14 protein-coding genes and 3 pseudogenes are annotated in these 17,487 nt (G+C 68.8%); 11 read left to right on the top strand and 6 right to left on the bottom strand.

Annotated features, from left to right (window positions below; translation table 11 throughout):
- Positions 1-12: 12 nt before the first annotated feature.
- Both R6V09_RS08840 and R6V09_RS08835 read right to left on the bottom strand, forming a co-directional pair.
- Positions 13-1,005: a glycoside hydrolase family 6 protein gene (locus tag R6V09_RS08840; RefSeq protein ID WP_317880793.1), complete on the bottom strand. Its 993-nt coding sequence runs from the start codon at positions 1,003-1,005 to the stop codon at positions 13-15.
- Positions 1,006-1,224: 219 nt separating this feature from the next.
- Positions 1,225-2,448, bottom strand: a pseudogene (locus R6V09_RS08835) (RNA-guided endonuclease InsQ/TnpB family protein).
- A gap of 72 nt (positions 2,449-2,520) precedes the next feature.
- Between R6V09_RS08835 and tnpA the strand changes: the two are divergent.
- The 5 genes and pseudogenes from tnpA to R6V09_RS08810 all read left to right on the top strand — a co-directional run.
- Positions 2,521-2,886, top strand: a pseudogene (tnpA, locus tag R6V09_RS08830) (IS200/IS605 family transposase); the annotation flags it as partial.
- A 6-nt stretch (positions 2,887-2,892) separates the two neighbouring features.
- Positions 2,893-3,141: pseudogene (locus R6V09_RS08825) on the top strand (MFS transporter); the annotation flags it as partial.
- An 11-nt stretch (positions 3,142-3,152) separates the two neighbouring features.
- The gene (locus R6V09_RS08820) at positions 3,153-3,662 is read left to right on the top strand and encodes a MarR family winged helix-turn-helix transcriptional regulator (protein ID WP_317880792.1); all 510 of its coding nucleotides are present in this window, start codon (positions 3,153-3,155) and stop codon (positions 3,660-3,662) included.
- A gap of 66 nt (positions 3,663-3,728) precedes the next feature.
- Entirely contained in the window at positions 3,729-4,067 is a 339-nt protein-coding gene (locus R6V09_RS08815) for a DUF3817 domain-containing protein (RefSeq protein ID WP_317880791.1), read from the top strand.
- Positions 4,068-4,151: 84 nt separating this feature from the next.
- Positions 4,152-5,852, top strand: coding sequence for an acyl-CoA mutase large subunit family protein (locus tag R6V09_RS08810; protein WP_317880790.1), 1,701 nt, complete (start codon positions 4,152-4,154; stop codon positions 5,850-5,852).
- Here R6V09_RS08810 and R6V09_RS08805 read toward each other — a convergent pair.
- Entirely contained in the window at positions 5,849-6,490 is a 642-nt protein-coding gene (locus R6V09_RS08805; RefSeq protein WP_317880789.1) for a TetR/AcrR family transcriptional regulator, read from the bottom strand. The two genes, R6V09_RS08810 and R6V09_RS08805, sit on opposite strands and share 4 nt — an antisense overlap.
- A 203-nt stretch (positions 6,491-6,693) precedes the next feature.
- On the opposite strand from R6V09_RS08805, the gene R6V09_RS08800 reads away from it, so the two are divergent.
- The 4 genes from R6V09_RS08800 to R6V09_RS08785 all read left to right on the top strand — a co-directional run bounded on the left by R6V09_RS08800 (position 6,694) and on the right by R6V09_RS08785 (position 10,986).
- The gene (locus tag R6V09_RS08800; protein WP_317880788.1) at positions 6,694-7,671 is read left to right on the top strand and encodes a tetratricopeptide repeat protein; all 978 of its coding nucleotides are present in this window, start codon (positions 6,694-6,696) and stop codon (positions 7,669-7,671) included.
- A gap of 647 nt (positions 7,672-8,318) precedes the next feature.
- Positions 8,319-8,954, top strand: a complete 636-nt coding sequence (locus R6V09_RS08795) for a DUF6230 family protein (RefSeq protein ID WP_317880787.1) — start codon at positions 8,319-8,321, stop codon at positions 8,952-8,954.
- 117 nt (positions 8,955-9,071) lie between these two features.
- On the top strand, positions 9,072-9,686 hold the full coding sequence (locus R6V09_RS08790; RefSeq protein ID WP_317880786.1) for a DUF6114 domain-containing protein: 615 nt from the start codon (positions 9,072-9,074) through the stop codon (positions 9,684-9,686).
- A complete protein-coding gene (locus R6V09_RS08785; protein WP_317880785.1) occupies positions 9,676-10,986 on the top strand; it encodes a hypothetical protein in 1,311 nt (436 codons plus the stop codon). The genes R6V09_RS08790 and R6V09_RS08785 overlap by 11 nt, the downstream gene beginning before the upstream one ends.
- Positions 10,987-11,084: 98 nt before the next feature.
- Here the strand turns inward: R6V09_RS08785 and pyk are convergent, their stop codons facing one another.
- The 3 genes from pyk to pta form a co-directional block, all read right to left on the bottom strand.
- Complete coding sequence (pyk, locus tag R6V09_RS08780) at positions 11,085-12,515, bottom strand: pyruvate kinase (RefSeq protein ID WP_317880784.1); 1,431 nt, start codon at positions 12,513-12,515, stop codon at positions 11,085-11,087.
- 73 nt (positions 12,516-12,588) lie between these two features.
- The gene (locus tag R6V09_RS08775; protein ID WP_317880783.1) at positions 12,589-13,800 is read right to left on the bottom strand and encodes an acetate kinase; all 1,212 of its coding nucleotides are present in this window, start codon (positions 13,798-13,800) and stop codon (positions 12,589-12,591) included.
- Positions 13,797-15,887 (bottom strand): phosphate acetyltransferase, encoded by a 2,091-nt coding sequence (gene pta / locus R6V09_RS08770; protein ID WP_317880782.1) that lies wholly within the window; start codon positions 15,885-15,887, stop codon positions 13,797-13,799. The genes R6V09_RS08775 and pta overlap by 4 nt, the downstream gene beginning before the upstream one ends.
- Before the next feature lie 209 nt (positions 15,888-16,096).
- Here pta and R6V09_RS08765 point away from each other — a divergent pair, with 209 nt between their 5' ends.
- Positions 16,097-17,122 carry an ATP-dependent 6-phosphofructokinase gene (locus R6V09_RS08765; RefSeq protein WP_317880781.1) on the top strand — a complete coding sequence of 342 codons (1,026 nt, stop codon included), beginning with the start codon at positions 16,097-16,099 and terminating at the stop codon, positions 17,120-17,122.
- 63 nt (positions 17,123-17,185) lie between these two features.
- Positions 17,186-17,487, top strand: a 302-nt coding sequence (locus R6V09_RS08760) for a hypothetical protein (protein ID WP_442809999.1), incomplete at its 3' end; no start/stop codon positions are given.

Here is a 17,487-nt window from a genome sequence, read left to right as displayed (position 1 = left end):
TGAACTGCCGGTCTACGCCTTGGAGTTGCGCGCCAGCTCCAGGGCGTACTCCGGCCACCACTGCCCGGCGTCGGGACCGCCCTCGCACGTCCCGTCGGACGCGCCGGGCCGCTTGATCCACAGATAGGCGTCCAGGGCGGGTTCGCCGGTGTCGGTGGTCGGCCGGGTGCCGAGGCCCCGGCCCGGCGGGTTGCACCAGGCGCCGGCCAGCGGCCCGTTGCCGTTGCGGCTGCTGTCGACGACGAAGTGCTTGCCGCCGAGGTCCCTCGACAACTGGACGCCGTACTTCTTCGTCACCGCGTCCGTCTGGAAGTTGGAGACGTTCAGCGAGAACCCGTCGGCCTCCTCGACGCCGGCCCGCTTCAGCGGCTCCACCAGCTTCCAAGGGTCCCGGATCCAGGCGGGGTTGCCCGCGTCGAGATACACCGTCGTACCGGACTGCTGCTTCAGCCGGACGACCGCCTCGCTCAGCAACTGCTCCCGCTCGCCCTGATACTCGCCGGGCGTGCACCCGTCCACCATGTGCGCGACGGCGTCCGGCTCCAGCACGACCAGCGCCTTCGAACTCCCCAGCGCCTCCGCGAACTTGCCGATCCAGGCCCGGTAGGCGTCCGCGTCCGCCGCACCGCCCGCCGAGTGCTGACCGCAGTCCCGGTGCGGAATGTCGTACGCCACGAAGAGCGCCGTACGCCCCTCCTGGCGCGCGGACGCGGTCGCCGCCCTGATCACCGGGCCGGGGTCGAGCTCGCCGGCCGGCCACAGCGCGGTCGGCTCGTCGGCGATCCGCTTCAGCAGGGTGGCGTCGTGCTTGCGGCCCTCCCGTTCCCACATCTGGATCTGCTCGGCCGCCGGGCTCGCCGGGTCGACCCAGAAGGAGGTGGCGTATGCCGGGTCCTTGGACCGGGCACCGGCGACGGAGGCCTCGTCGACGTCGGCGGCGGACGAACAGCCCACCGCGAGCCCGAACACCGAGAGCACCGCGAACGTGCGGATCAGCCGGGACATGCCGCTCCCTTGCGCGAGGGGACATTAAGTGACGATTCGTCAGTGATTGTGAACGATCCGCCACCGTGCCGGGCCCTGGCGCGCCGGTCAGCCGCCCCCGGACGCCAGCGCGATCCCCAGCGGTGTCCGTTCGTAGTCGTCGTAGAGCACCTGATGGCCTTGACCTGCTCCCCGGGCTGGTGCCCGAGGATTCTGGCCTTCTAGTCCGTTGCTGTGCCGCTACGTGGCACGGGGTTCGGGCGGGAATCCGTGGCTTCCTGTTTCGTCGCGCTGTGCCGGGACGAGTCCTGGTCTTACCGGCGCTCCACAGGCTGTCACCGCCAGTCCGGCGGCCGTTTTCACGTTCTTCGCGGCGTTGTGGTCCCGGTCATGGAGGGTGCCGCAGGCGGTGCAGGTCCATTCCCGGATGTTCAGGGGCTTGGGTCCGTCTTTGACGCCGCACGCCGAGCAGGTCTGGGAGGTCGGCTCGAACCGGTCGATCCTGACCAGAGTCCGTCCGTACCTGGCGGCCTTGTACTCCAGCATGTGCACGAACGCCGACCATCCGGCGTCATGCACACTCTTGGCCAGCCTGGTGCGCGCGAGTCCGTTGACCGCCGGGTCCTCCACGCCGATCGCTTGGTTGTCGCGGATCAGCTGAGTGGAGAGCTGGTGGTGGAACTCCCGGCGGGCGTCGGTCACCTTCGCGTGGGCGCGGGCGACCTTGAGGCGGGCCTTCTCGCGGTTCTTGGATCCCTTCTGTTTGCGGGACAGTTCACGCTGGGCTTTCTTCAGTTTCTTCTCCGCCCGGCGCAGAAACCGTGGGGAGTCGATCTTCGTACCGTCGGAGAGGACGGCGAAGTGGGTAAGGCCCAGGTCGATGCCGACCGTGTGGTCCGTGTCGGGCATCCGAACAGCATCAGCGGCCGGGTCGGTGTCGATGACGAACGAGGCGAAGTATCGTCCGGCCGCGTCCTTGATCACGGTGACCGAGGAGGGCCGTGCGGGCAGGATTCGGGACCACTTCACCTTCACGGCGCCGACCTTGGGAAGGTGCAGCCGCCCTGAGGCGGTGATCGACCAGCGGGCATTGGCGGTGAAGCGGATCGACTGCCGCGTGTCCTTGCGGGACTTGAACCGGGGTGCGCCCGTCTACGGGCCCCTGCGCTCGCCCTTGAGGGCGGCGAAGAAGTTCTTGTAGGCGGCCTCTACGTCCCGCAGGGACTGCTGGAGCACCACCGAGGAGACCTCGCCCAGCCAGGTCCGGGCTCCGGTCTGTTTCGCCTCGGTGATCAGCCTCTTGGACAGTGCACCGGCCGTCGGGAACCTCTCGCCCGCCCGGCGGGCGTCCTCGCGGGCGCGCACCGCGTCGTTGAACACGACGCGGGCGCACCCGAACGCTCGGGCAAGCGCGGTGCGCTTGGCGGTGTCCGGGTACAACCTGAAGGCGTACCGGAGCTGCATGGTCGTCACGCTACGTGCGCGAGCTGCGGCGGGACACGGAAGTTCATTATCGACCGATAGTGAGCCTTCGTGATGCATGTGTGCCTGGCCTTTGTGGCCAGATTCCGAAATAAAGCGTTCACGGATGTTCATCTGGTGCGCATGGAGGAGATCATGCGGTCAGTCTGTACGGACTCCCAGTGCGAACTGGTGGAGTTCAACGGCGAGCACAACCACGTCCACCTGCTGGTGAACTTCCCGCCCAAGGTCACCGTCACCAAGCTCGTCGACTCCCTCAAGGGCGTCTCCTCACGTCGGCTACGGCATGGGGATATCTCCCGGCCAAAGGCTGAGTGAGCGTTCCCTGACCTGGTACGGCGCTACTGGCGGGCCAACAAGCTCTGGTCCGGCTCCTACTTCGCTGACACCGCGCTCTCCGTGAATCCCGGTAGCGCCCCGCGCTGGGACCAGTGGTTCGTACGGGACGTGCCCCAGGAACTGCGCGGCCGGGCCATGACCCTGCTCACCGCCGGGCTGATGACGATCCAGGGCGTGGGCATGGCCCTGGCCGGTGTGGCCGCCGAGTTCGCCGGGGTGCGCGGAGCCGTCGTGGGCGCCGGGGCGCTCGGCACGGTGTGCTGCGCACTGCTCGCCCTGGAAGCCCGCAGGACCGAAAGGCGAGACGGGGCTGACCACGATGTGACCGGCCGGTAAGGTCTGGTGCCGTGCCGAAGCCGCTCAGTCTCCCTTTCGACCCCATCGCCCGTGCCGACGAACACTGGAAACAGCGCTGGGGAAACGTACCGTCGATGGCCGCCATCACCTCGATCATGCGGGCACAGCAGATCCTCCTCGCCGAGGTCGACGCGGTCGTCAAGCCGTACGGACTGACCTTCGCGCGGTACGAGGCGCTGGTGCTGCTCACCTTCTCCAAGGCGGGCGAGCTGCCGATGTCGAAGATCGGCGAGCGGCTCATGGTGCATCCCACGTCCGTCACCAACACCGTGGACCGGCTGGTCAGATCCGGGCTCGTCGACAAGCGCCCCAACCCCAACGACGGCCGCGGCACCCTCGCCTCCATCACCGACAAGGGCCGCGAGGTCTGCGACGCGGCCACCCGCGACCTGATGGAGATGGACTTCGGGCTGGGGGCGTACGACGCGGAGGAGTGCGCGGAGATCTTCGCGATGCTGCGGCCGCTCAGGGTCGCGGCGGCGGACTTCGACGAGGACTGACCCGGGCAGAGGACGAGGACTGACCCGGGGAAAGATCGCCCGGAACCGGTCGTTACGCTCGTCCTCATGAAAAAGAGCGTGCTGACCCGCTACCGCGTCATGGCGTACGTCACGGGTGTCCTGCTGGTCCTGCTGTGCTTCAGCATGATCGCCAAGTACCTCCTCAAGATCGACGGTGCCGGTAGCTTCACCGAGGTCGTCGCCATCGCGCACGGCTGGCTGTACGTCGTGTACCTGCTCTTCGCGTTCGACCTGGGCTCCAAGGCGAAGTGGCCGGTCGGCAAGCAGCTCTGGGTGCTGCTCGCGGGGACGATCCCGACCGCCGCGTTCTTCGTGGAGCGGAAGATCAGCCACGAGCTGGAGTCGAAGATCGTCGAGCCGACGCCGGTCGCCGCCAAGGCGTAAGCCTCACCACCTTTCACCGCCGTACGGGTCGCGTACGGCGGTTGTCCATCGACATTTACTAGGACGTCCTAGTAAATTCGAAGCATGGACGCTGACGCCATCGCAGAGGGCCGCCGACGCTGGCAGGCCCGGTTCGACGCCGCACGCACGCGTGAGGCCGACTTCACCACGCTCTCCGGTGATCCCGTGGACCCGGTGTACGGGCCTCGCCCCGGGGACAGGTACGACGGGTTCGAGCGGATCGGGTGGCCCGGCGAGTACCCCTACACGCGCGGGCTGCATGCCACGGGCTACCGGGGGCGTACGTGGACGATCCGGCAGTTCGCCGGGTTCGGCAACGCCGGGCAGACCAACGAGCGGTACAAGAAGATCCTCGCCAACGGCGGCGGCGGACTGTCCGTCGCCTTCGACATGCCGACCCTCATGGGCCGCGACTCCGACGACCCGCGCTCCCTCGGTGAGGTCGGCCACTGCGGGGTCGCCATCGACTCCGCTGCCGACATGGAGGTCCTGTTCAAGGACATCCCGCTGGGTGACGTCACGACGTCGATGACGATCAGCGGGCCGGCCGTCCCGGTCTTCTGCATGTACCTCGTCGCCGCCGAGCGGCAGGGCATCGACCCCGCCGTCCTCAACGGCACGCTCCAGACGGACATCTTCAAGGAGTACATCGCCCAGAAGGAGTGGCTCTTCCAGCCCGAACCGCACCTGCGCCTCATCGGCGACCTCATGGAGTACTGCGCGACCGGCATCCCCGCCTACAAGCCGCTGTCCGTCTCCGGCTACCACATCCGCGAGGCCGGCTCCACGGCCGCGCAGGAGCTGGCGTACACGCTGGCCGACGGCTTCGGGTACGTCGAACTCGGCCTGTCCCGCGGCCTCGACGTGGACGTCTTCGCGCCCGGTCTGTCCTTCTTCTTCGACGCGCACGTCGACTTCTTCGAGGAGATCGCCAAGTTCCGCGCGGCGCGCAGGATTTGGGCCCGCTGGATGCGGGACGTCTACGGCGCGCGGTCCGAGAAGGCGCAGTGGCTGCGCTTCCACACCCAGACCGCCGGTGTCTCGCTGACCGCGCAGCAGCCGTACAACAACGTCGTCCGTACGGCAGTTGAGGCCCTTGCGGCCGTGCTCGGCGGGACCAACTCGCTGCACACCAACGCCCTGGACGAGACCCTCGCGCTGCCGAGCGAGCAGGCCGCGGAGATCGCGCTGCGTACGCAGCAGGTGCTGATGGAGGAGACCGGGGTCGCCAACGTGGCGGATCCGCTGGGTGGTTCGTGGTATGTCGAGCAGCTCACCGACCGGATCGAGGCGGACGCCGAGAAGATCTTCGAGCAGATCAGGGAGCGCGGGCTGCGGGCCCACCCGGACGGGCAGCACCCGATCGGGCCGATCACCTCCGGGATCCTGCGCGGGATCGAGGACGGCTGGTTCACCGGCGAGATCGCCGAGGCCGCGTTCCAGTACCAGCGGTCCGTGGAGAAGGGCGACAAGCGGGTCGTGGGTGTCAATGTGCACCACGGGTCGGTCACCGGGGACCTGGAGATCCTGCGGGTCAGCCACGAGGTGGAGCGGGAGCAGGTACGGGAGTTGGGGGCACGCAAGGGCGCGCGGGACGAGGCTGCCGTGACGGCGGCCCTGGATGCGATGCTCGCCGCCGCGCGGGACGGGTCGAACATGATCGGGCCGATGCTGGACGCGGCGCGGGCGGAGGCGACGCTCGGGGAGATCTGCGGGGTGCTGCGGGAGGAGTGGGGGGTCTACACGGAGCCCGCAGGCTTTTAGGAGAGGGGTTTCTGAGCGGCGCTGAGCGAGGTCAGGCCGAGCAGCAGGACCCGGGTGAAGCTGCGGACCCAGTCCTCGTCGGCCGGCTCCGCGCTCACCAGGGTGCGGTGGACCACCGCACCCGCCACCACGTCGAAGATCAGGTCGGCCGTGCGCGCGGCCTCCTCCGGGTCTGTCTCCGGGGGCAGTTCGCCACGTGCCTGGGCGCGTGCCCGGCCCTCCACGACCAGGCACTTCTGCCGGTCGACGATCGACTCGCGGATACGGTCCCGCAGGGCGTCGTCGCGGACGGACTCGGCGACCACCGCCATCAGTCCGCTCTTGGCCTCCGGGCGGGCGAGGATCGCCGCGAACTGGAGGACCACGCCCTCGATGTCGGCGGCCAGGGTGCCCCGGTCGGGGAGGTGGAGTTCGTCGAAGAGTTCGGCGACCGCGTCGACGACGAGTTCGTTCTTGCCGGCCCAGCGGCGGTAGAGGGTCGTTTTCGCAACCCCCGCGCGCGTCGCGACGTCTCCCAACGTGAGCTTGGACCAGCCGAGTTCGACCAGGGCCTCCCGGGTTGCCGCGAGGATCGCGGTGTCCGCGGTGGTGCTGCGGGGGCGTCCTGCGACGCGTGGGACGGGAGTGCTGCTCTGCATCCCTTGACCATAACCGGCGGTTCCTGTGGTGCAGTGAGGGAGATCACTGGGTACCTGTATCCGGGAGGCACCCGACACCATTACGCTACGACTCGTAGCGAAACCACTGGGCGCGGGGTGGGGACCCGGCGTCGAACAGCGTGAAGCAGACCGGCTTTCACAACGCTTTTCATTCACACGCGCGGACGGGGGAGGATAGACGCATGCAGCCACGGAACATGTCCATGAGCGGAGTCGTCGACCTCGCCGCGGTGAAGGCGGCCCAGGAGGCCAAGGCCAAGGCGGAGCAGGCGCGCGCCGAATCCGCCAGGCAGGGCGGTGGCGGGGCCGTCTCGCCGGCCGACCTTGTGATCGACGTAGATGAGGCGGGGTTCGAGGACGAGGTCCTGCAGCGGTCCACCGAGGTCCCGGTCGTCATCGACTTCTGGGCCGAGTGGTGCGAGCCGTGCAAGCAGCTGAGCCCGATCCTGGAGCGGCTCGCCCTCGACTACGACGGGCGCTTCGTCCTCGCCAGGATCGACGTCGACGCCAATCAGATGCTGATGCAGCAGTTCGGGGTGCAGGGCATCCCGGCCGTCTTCGCGGTGGTCGCCGGGCAGGCGCTGCCGCTCTTCCAGGGGGCCGCCGCCGAGCCGCAGATCCGCCAGACCCTCGACCAGTTGATCCAGGTCGCCGAGCAGCGCTTCGGTCTCACCGGGCTGACCGTCGACCCGGACGCCGCGCCGGGCGACCGCCCCGAGCCCGTCGCCGAGGTGCCGGCGGGACCCTATGACGGCCTGCTGGAAGCCGCCGTACAGGCCCTGGACGCGGGGGACTTCGGCGGGGCCGTGCAGGCCTACAAGAACGTGCTGAGCGACGACCCCGCCAACTCGGAGGCCAAGCTCGGGCTCGCGCAGGCCGAGTTGCTGCACCGGGTGTCGACGCTCGACCCGCAGCAGGTGCGCACGGAGGCCGCCGGGAAGCCGGGTGACGTGCCGGCGCAGATCGCCGCCGCCGACCTGGATCTGGTGGGCGGTCATGTCGAGGACGCGTTCGGCCGGTTGATCGACACCGTGCGCCGCACGGTGGGTGACGACCGGGACACCGTGCGGCTGCGGCTGCTGGAGCTGTTCGAGGTCGTCGGGGCCGACGACCCGAGGGTGACTGCGGCCCGGCGGGCACTGGCGCGGGCGCTGTTCTGAGCGGGGTGCGAGGCCGGTTCTGACCAGTCGGTAAACCTCGGGAACGGTGTTGCCGGTGTGAAAGATTTGCCGACGGAGTGTCACTGCGACCGCGCTTTACCAAATCTTGGTAATCGCGGTCGCTGTTACTTGGAGTAAGCCAGAGGCGTTGTTCTGTCGGATTCCGTCCGAAGATCAACGGTTTTGTCCTGGCCCACGATGACACCCAGCGTCGTCGGCCGATACCGGCGGGTCGTTGTTCGGTTATCCGGTCGTTACTACCCAGTAACGAAGCCCCTTGTGCGGGCGGCGAGAATGCACCACGATCGGCGACGCTCGGTCCGTTTCCGTACCCCGACAGCCGGTCGGGTCGACGGGGTCTCCTGGGTCCCCACCGAGTAGAGCCGGAAACAATGGAGTCGGCTCTTGGGCAGGGGGGTCTTCGCCTCACGGCGGAGCCTGTCCAGCAAGGTTGTGCGTGATGTGCGTCAGGCGCGACCAGTGGTTGTCGCTCGGGGGTGATCGCCGGTGATCGGTGCGCGGGTTCGCGCCTCCGGGTACAGGCGCTCCCCTTCCCGAGGACGTAGCACTTCTCCCATCCCTGCCCGGCTGAGCCGCCAACTGGGGGCAGTCAGGGCCAGGAGATGTACGTCCGAGAAGGAGGAAATATGGAGTCCCAGGTGCGTGGCGGGACGAGATGGAAGCGCTTCGCTGTGGTCATGGTGCCCAGCGTCGCCGCTACGGCGTGTATAGGTGTCGCCCTCGCGCAGGGTGCTCTCGCCGCGTCGTTCAGTGTTTCCGGCCAGTCGTTCAAGGTGACGGCTGACGAGCTCAACGGCACGGGCTTCACGCAGTACGGAGCCCTGGACTCGGGCTACAACCTGGACGGCAGCAAGACGGCTCACCCCGTCGCCGTCTCGGCGTTCAAGTCCGCTTCGATCACCAACATGTGCCAGTCGGTGGTCACCCCGAACATCCCGATCTTCGGATCGGTCAGCCTCGTGCTGAAGGCGGGCGGCAGCGGTACGCCGGTCCAGGCCGAGAACCTGTACATCGACGTCGAGGACCTCAGCGCCGACGCTGTGTTCCACAACATCGACATCGGTGTGGCCGCCGGGAGCGCGACCAAGGGTCCGGGCATGAAGGGCGGCAGCGAGGCTGCCAACCCGTACGGATTCGCCCAGCAGGCCGAGTCGGCCACGCTGACCAACGTGAAGCAGACGGCGTGGGCCACCACTGCCGGAACCTTCAAGCTCAGCGGGCTGAAGATGTCGGTGTCGACGGGCACCCACGAGTGCTACTAGGCACGTGACGGCGGGCGGGGGAGCCGGTGGCGCCCCCGCCCGTCCATCTTCCCTCCGCACCTTCACACGAGGTGCAACTCTCCAACACAGCAAAGCCGTACCAGGGAGCTGTTTTCCATGAGCGCCGAGACTCCTGCCGCACCCGGCCAGTTCACCCGCCGGAGGCTGCAGTTCCGCGCCTGGCGTGGCACGAGGCCGTTCTGGGCCGGTCTGTTCGTCATGCTCGGCGGAATCCCGATCGCCTACTTCCCGTACGCGCATCTCCAGATCGGGCATCTGACGCTGGCGATGGCCACGACAGCGGGCGCCGGGTCCCTGATCATCGGTGTGCTGCTCGTCGTCCTGGGCTTCAGCCTCTGGTTCCAGAAGCACGTGCGCACCTTCGCGGGTGTCGCGGCGATTCTGCTGGCGCTGGTGTCCATCCCCGTGTCCAACCTCGGCGGCTTCCTCATCGGCTTCCTCCTCGCCATGGTCGGCGGGGCGCTGGCCGTGTCGTGGGCGCCGGGCGCACCGCCCGAGCCGCAGGCGGTACTGGAGGACACGCAGGGAGAGGGCGGCGCGCCCGCAGCAGCGCCGTACGAGGCCGCGCCTCACGAGTCCGCGTCGTACTACGAAGCCGCGCCTCACGAGTCGGCGCCGCACGAGTCCGCCGACGGTGCGGACGAGCCCAAGGATCTGTCAGGAACGAGCCCGGTGAGCTACGGGGCGAACGGGAGGCACAGTGCCGGCTGACGAGGTGACCCACGGGACTGACGTGGACGCGTCCCGTGTGAGAACCGGGCCGCGGCACGCGGCGCCCAAGAAGCCGCTGTTCACCAGGCTCCACATGCCCGCCGGCAAGGCGATAGCCACGGTGGCCATGCCGACCGCCGTCATCATGGGGATGGGCTTCACGTCGTCCCTGGCACTCGCCGACAACGGCACGACCTCGCCGTCGTCGAAGAGCCTGACGGCCGACGAGTACAAGGACTGCGTCTCGGCCCTCGCCGAGTCGACGTCGAGCGCCTCGGCCACACCGTCCGCGTCCGCGAGCGAGTCCTCGGACTCGTCCAAGGACGACGCGACACCGTCGGCCACGGCGACGGACTCCGCCACGAAGGACTCGGGCAAGACCTCTTCGTCGGATTCAGGTTCCGACGACACGGCCACGCCCACGCCGTCCGCCACGGCGAGCAAGTCGACGGACACAAGCGGTTCGTCGAGCAGCACCGCCACCGCGACGCCCTCCGCGTCCGAGAGCAGCAGCAGCCTGCTGGACACCATCGGCGACGCCATCACCGGCATCCTCACCGGCGGTTCCAGCTCGTCGGGTTCGGACTCCACGGCGACCGCCACGCCGACGCCGACCGCCTCGGCGAGCGCCACCTCGGGCTCGTCCTCGGACGACTCCTCCAGCGCGTCCGACGCCGTCAAGAAGGCCGCCGACACGGTCGACGACACCGTGAAGGACACCACCGACACCGCGACCAAGGCGGCCGACGAGGCCACCAAGGCCGCCGAGGACACGGCCACCGCCACGGCCACGGCGAGCCCGTCCGCGAGCGCGAGCGCCGACACCTCGGACTGCCCGGTCGCCACGGACGACACCAGCGGCGTCGACAACAAGATCCTTGTTCCCGACGACCCCTGGTACCTGAACGCGAGTTCGCTGCTGCTCAAGGGCGCGGACTACCAGGGCGTGGTCGAGGTGAAGACCGCCAGCGGCAAGGTCAAGAAGGTCCTGAAGTACGTCATCTCCGGCGGGACCGACATCGGCGACCTGCACCAGACGGTGAACGACAAGCAGTCCGGCAAGACGTACCACGTCAAGGCGGCCTCCGGTTCGACGTCCACCATCCGCGACGGCGACACCGTGATGTACACGGAGTCCATCTCCGGCAACCTGTTCGGTCTGATCCCGATCACGTTCGACCCGGACAACCCGCCGCCGCTGAACATCCCGCTGATCTACTTCACCAACGTGAAGGTGGTCCAGGCCGGCCAGTTCGGCGGCACGCTCACCGTCCCGGGGCTGCAGAGCTACCAGGACTGAGCGCCCGCACAAGTCCGTTCGGGAGCCGCGCACGAACTGAGGGCGCCCCCTTTCCCAGGGGGCGCCCTCAGCGCCGTACAAGAGCCTTCAGCGGTACGTCAGTTGCCCTCGCCGCCGCCGAGGTGGTGGACGCGGAGCATGTTCGTCGTGCCGGCCACGCCGGGGGGCGAGCCGGCGGTGATGATGACGGTCTCGCCCGGGTTGAAGCGGTTGATCTTGGCGATCTCGCCGTCGACCATGTCGACCATCTCGTCCGTGCTGTTGACGAACGGCACCACGTGCGACTCCACGCCCCAGCTGAGCGTCAGCTGGTTGCGGGTGCTCTCGTCGGTCGTGAACGCGACGATCGGCTGCGCGGCGCGGTAGCGGGAGAGCCGGCGGGCGGTGTCACCGGACTGCGTGAACGCCACCAGGGCCCGGCCGCCGAGGAAGTCGGCGATCTCGCACGCGGCACGCGCGATCGAACCACCCTGCGTCTTCGGCTTCTTGCCCGGCACGAGCGGCTGCAGGCCCTTGCTGAGCAGCTCCTCCTCGGCCGCCTGGACGATCTTCGACATCGTCTGCACGGTCTCGATCGGGTAGGCGCCCACCGAGGACTCGGCGGACAGCATGACCGCGTCCGCGCCGTCCAGGATCGCGTTGGCCACGTCGGAGGCCTCGGCGCGCGTGGGGCGGGAGTTGGTGATCATCGACTCCATCATCTGGGTCGCCACGATCACCGGCTTGGCATTGCGCCGGCACAGCTCCACCAGGCGCTTCTGCACCATCGGGACCTTCTCCAGCGGGTACTCGACGGCGAGGTCGCCACGGGCCACCATCACCGCGTCGAAGGCCGCGACCACGGCCTCCATGTTGGCGACCGCCTGCGGCTTCTCCACCTTGGCGATGACGGGGACCCGGCGGCCCTCCTCGTCCATCACCTTGTGGACGTCGTACACGTCGCTCGCGTCGCGCACGAAGGACAGGGCGACCATGTCGCAGCCCATCCGCAGCGCGAAGCGCAGGTCCTCGACGTCCTTCTCGGACAGCGCGGGCACATTCACGGCCGCGCCGGGCAGGTTGATGCCCTTGTGGTCGGAGATGACGCCGCCCTCGATGACGATCGTCTTCACCCGCGGGCCCTCGACGCTCAGGACCTTCAGCTCGACGTTGCCGTCGTTGATGAGGACCTGGTCGCCGCGGGAGACGTCACCGGGCAGGCCCTTGTACGTCGTACCGCAGATGGTCTTGTCGCCCTGGACGTCCTCGGTGGTGATGGTGAACTCGTCACCGCGCACCAGCTCGACGGGACCCTCCGCGAAGGTCTCCAGGCGGATCTTCGGGCCCTGCAGGTCGGCGAGGACGCCGATGGCACGGCCGGTCTCCTTGGCCGCGGCACGGACGCGGTCGTACCGCCCCTGGTGCTCGGCGTGGGTGCCGTGGCTGAAATTGAAGCGGGCCACATTCATGCCGGCCTCGATCAGCGACACCAGTTGTTCGTGGGAGTCGACCGCGGGGCCGAGAGTACAGACGATTTTCGAACGGCGCATGGGACGATCCTATCGGTTTGTTTCGCTACGGAATATTCCGTCTGGCGGAAGATACAAATGGGCGGGCGTGCGCTCAGGCGTTGTAATTTCCGACCAGTGCATAGGTCTGTGTGGCGATCTCCAATTCCTCGTCCGTCGGCACCACGGCGACCGCGACCCGCCCGGACGCGGGCGAGATCAGCCGAGGCTCATCACTCCGTACGGCGTTCAGTGCCCCGTCGACCTCAAGCCCCAGCAGCTCCAGGCCCGCGACGGCAGCCTCCCGCACCGCGCTCGCGTTCTCCCCGACTCCCGCTGTGAAGGCGATCGCGTCCACCCGGCCGAGTACCGCGCAGTAGGCACCGATGTACTTCTTCAATCGGTGAATGTAGATGTCGAAGGCCAACTCCGCCTGTTCGTCACCCTCGTCGATCCGGCGCCGGATCTCCCGCATGTCGTTGTCCCCGCACAACCCGATCAGACCGCTCTTCTTGTTGAGAAGAGTGTCGATCTCATCGGTGGACATTTCGCCAACACGCATCAAATGGAAGATGACGGCCGGATCCAGGTCTCCCGACCGGGTCCCCATCACCAGCCCCTCCAGCGGGGTCAGCCCCATGGACGTGTCCACACACCGCCCACCTTCTACGGCCGAGGCGGACGCCCCGTTCCCGAGGTGCAGCACGATCACGTTGACGTCCTCGGGCGCCTTCCCCAGCAGCTTCGCCGTCGCCCGCGACACATACGCGTGCGAGGTCCCGTGGAACCCGTACCGCCGGATCCGGTACGCGTCGGCGGTCGCCGCGTCGATCGCGTAGCGCGCGGCCGACTCCGGCATCGTCGTGTGGAACGCGGTGTCGAAGACGGCCACCTGCGGCAGATCGGGCCGCAGCGCCATCGCGGTCCGGATCCCGACGAGGTTCGCCGGATTGTGCAGCGGAGCCACCGGTATCAGCCGCTCGATCTCGGCGAGCACCGCGCCGTCGACGACGGTGGGCGCGGTGAAGGTCTGCCCACCGTGCACGACCCGATGCCCGATGGCGGCCAGCTCGGGGGAGTCCAACCCCAGCCCGTCCTTGGCCAGTTCCTCCGCCACGGCCTTCAGGGCGGCCTCGTGATCGGGGATCGGGCCGGTCCACTCACGGGTGGCGCCCGTGTCGATGTGGGTGTGCTTGAAGCGGGAGGTCTCCTCGCCGATCCGTTCGACGAGTCCGACGGCGAGGCGGGTGCTGTCCGCCATGTCGAGCAGCTGGTACTTCACGGACGAGGAGCCGGAGTTGAGGACGAGGACGCGGGTCGCGCTCACTGGGGGTTTGCCTTCTTGGTCGGGGACTGCGCCTGGATCGCCGTGATGGCGACGGTGTTGACGATGTCCGAGACGAGGGCGCCCCGGGACAGGTCGTTGACCGGCTTGCGCAGACCCTGGAGCACCGGCCCGACGGCGATCGCGCCGGCCGAACGCTGCACCGCCTTGTAGGTGTTGTTGCCGGTGTTGAGGTCGGGGAAGATCAACACGCTTGCCCGGCCCGCGACTTCGGACTCCGGCATCTTCGTGGCCGCGACACTCGGCTCGACCGCGGCGTCGTACTGGATGGGCCCCTCGATCCGCAGGTCGGCCCGCCGCAGCCGGACCAGTTCCGTGGCCTCGCGCACCTTGTCGACATCGGCGCCCGAGCCGGACGTACCCGTCGAGTAGGACAGCATCGCGATGCGTGCCGCGACGCCGAACTGCTCGGCGGTGGCGGCCGATTGGACGGCGATGTCGGCCAACTGCTCGGCGTTCGGGTCGGGGTTGACCGCGCAGTCGCCGTAGACCAGCACCTTGTCGGCGAGGCACATGAAGAAGACGGACGAGACGATGTCGGCGTCCGGCTTCGTCTTGATGATCTCGAAGGCGGGGCGGATGGTCGCGGCGGTGGAATGCACGGCGCCGGAGACCATCCCGTCGGCGAGGCCCGCCTGCACCATGAGCGTCCCGAAGTAGTTCACGTCGGCGACGACGTCGTAGGCAAGCTCGACGCTCACGCCCTTGTGGGCGCGGAGTTCGGCGTACTTCTCGGCGAAGCGGTCGCGCAGTTCGGAGGTCTGCGGGTCGATCAACTGGGCCGCGGTGAGGTCGATGCCGAGGTCGGCGGCCTTCTTGCGGATCTGGTCCTCCGGGCCGAGGAGGGTCAACTCGCAGACACCGCGCCGCAGTAGCACCTCGGCGGCGTGCAGGACGCGGGGCTCGGTGCCCTCGGGGAGGACGATCCGGCGCTTGTCGGAGCGGGCCCGCTCCAGGAGTGTGTGCTCGAACATCATCGGGGTGAGGCGGTCGCTGCTCGGTGCGGAGACCCGCTTGAGCAGGTCGCTCGTGTCGACGTACCGCTCGAAGAGGCCGAGCGCGGTCTCCGCCTTGCGCGGCGTGGCCGCGTTCAACTTCCCTTCCAGGGCGAAGAGTTCGCCGGCGGTGGGGAAGGAGTTCCCGGCCACCGAGACCACCGGGGTGCCCGGCGCGAGGCGGGCGGCGAGGGTGAGGATCCCGTCGCTCGGCACCTCGTTCAGGGTGAGCAGTACGCCGGCTATCGGCGGGGTGCCCGCGCTGTGCGCGGCCAGCGCACCGATGACCAGGTCGGCGCGGTCGCCCGGGGTGACGACGAGCGCGCCCGGGGTCAGCGCCTTGAGGAAGTTGGGCAGCATCGCACCGCCGAACACGAAGTCCAGCGCGTCCCGCGCGAGCCCCGAGTCGTCCCCGAGCAGCACCCGGCCGCCGAGGGCGTGGGTGATCTGCGCGACGGTCGGCGCGGAGAGCGCGGGCTCGTCCGGTACGACGTAACAGGGCACCGGCAGCCGGGTGGTGAGGCGCTGGGCGATCTCCTCCCGGTCCTCGCGGGCGACCCGGTTGGTGACCATGGCGAGCACGTCGCAGCCGAGCCCGTCGTACGCCCGGTACGCGTTGCGCGTCTCCGCGAGCACGGACTCGGTGGTCTGCTTGCGTCCGCCGACGACGGGGATCACGGACGCGCCGAACTCGTTGGCGAGGCGGGCGTTGAGGGCCAGCTCGTCCGGGAACTGGGTGTCGGCGAAGTCGGTGCCGAGGACGAGGATGACGTCGTAGTCACGGGCGACGAGATGGAACCGGTCGACAAGAGTCGAGACCAGTTCATCCGTCCCCTGCTCGGCCTGGAGGGCGGACGCCTCGTGGTAGTCCATGCCGTAGACGGTCGACGGGTCCTGGGAGAGCCGGTAGCGGGCACGCAGCAGTTCGAACAGCCGATCGGGATCGTCGTGGACGAGAGGGCGGAACACCCCCACCCGGTCGACCTGCCGGGTCAGGAGCTCCATGACCCCCAGCTCGACGACCTGACGGCCGTCGCCGCGGTCGATCCCGGTCACGTACACGCTGCGGGTCACGCGTGGTCTCCCCTTCCGGCAGTCCGTTTCGGTGGTCCCGTTCCGGTGGTCATGAAAATCGCCTACCAAGGTGAGCAGAACCCTCTTGACAATACCTTTAGGGCTGGTTAAGGCGCCCCTCAGCCCGACGGGAGCACCATCGCCCTGAGGGACGTGAAACAATCGGATCCGGCTCACCGGTCTCAACAGCGAACAGGAGACACAGCACGATGCGTATCGGAGTTCTCACCGCAGGCGGCGACTGCCCCGGCCTGAACGCCGTGATCCGATCGGTCGTGCACCGAGCGGTCGACAACTACGGCGACGAGGTCATCGGCTTCGAGGACGGCTACGCGGGCCTGCTCGACGGCCACTACCGCAACCTCGACCTCGACGCGGTCAGCGGCATCCTCGCCCGCGGCGGCACCATCCTCGGCTCCTCGCGACTGGAGCGGGACCGGGTGCGGCAGGCGTGCGAGGACGCGCTCGACATCGCGCGGGACTTCGGGATCGACGCGCTGATCCCGATCGGCGGCGAGGGCACCCTGACGGCGGCGCGCATGCTGTCGGACGCGGGCCTGCCGGTGGTCGGGGTCCCCAAGACGATCGACAACGACATCTCGTCCACGGACCGCACCTTCGGCTTCGACACGGCGGTCGGGGTGGCCACGGAGGCGATGGACCGCCTGAAGACGACCGCGGAGTCCCACCAACGAGTGATGGTCGTCGAGGTCATGGGCCGGCACGCGGGCTGGATCGCGCTGGAGTCCGGGATGGCCGCGGGCGCCCACGGCATCTGCCTGCCCGAGCGCCCCTTCGACCCCGCCGACCTGGTCAAGATGGTCGAGGAACGCTTCGCCCGCGGCAAGAGGTTCGCCGTCGTGTGCGTCGCCGAGGGCGCGCACCCGGCCGAGGGCTCCATGGACTACGGCAAGGGCGAGATCGACGCGTTCGGCCACGAGCGCTTCCAGGGCATCGGCACGGCCCTGGCGTACGAACTCGAACGCCGCCTCGGCAAGGAGGCCAAGCCGGTCATCCTCGGCCACATCCAGCGCGGTGGGACGCCGACCGCGTACGACCGGGTGCTCGCGACGCGGTTCGGCTGGCACGCGGTGGAGGCGGCGCACCGGGGCGACTTCGGGCGGATGACGGCGCTGCGCGGCACGGACGTGGTGATGGTGCCGCTGGCGGAGGCGGTCACCGAGCTGAAGACGGTGCCGAAGGACCGGATGGACGAGGCGGAGTCGGTTTTCTAGCCTCCATTTTTCTGGCCTCCGGTGCGGTGACCGCGTGGGTTCGCTGACGACGGAGTTGTCCCCATGACGTTGGACGACCTGCCGGAGTGGCTGGGCGGCTGGTGCGCGAGGCACTTGGGGGACGAGCCGGAGAGCGTGCTGTTCGAACACCGGTCGATCTCGGCGGTGTTCGGCCTACGTCTGGCTGACGGCCGGGACGTCGTAGTGAAATCGCGGGAGGACGACGGCCGGACCGCCGCGTGCGTCGCCGCACAGGCCCAGCTGGCGGAACGGGGGTTTCCGTGCCCCCGGCCGATCACGCCCGTGTCAGCCGTCGGCGCGCTCGGTGTGCACGCCGAGGAGTTCCGGCCCGGCGGCGAGGTGCT

Source organism: Streptomyces sp. W16 (assembly GCF_033194735.1).
In the GTDB taxonomy this organism is placed as follows: Bacteria; Actinomycetota; Actinomycetes; order Streptomycetales; family Streptomycetaceae; genus Streptomyces.
Note: the sequence above shows the minus strand (reverse complement) of the source record. Positions and strands in the feature narration are given on the sequence as shown.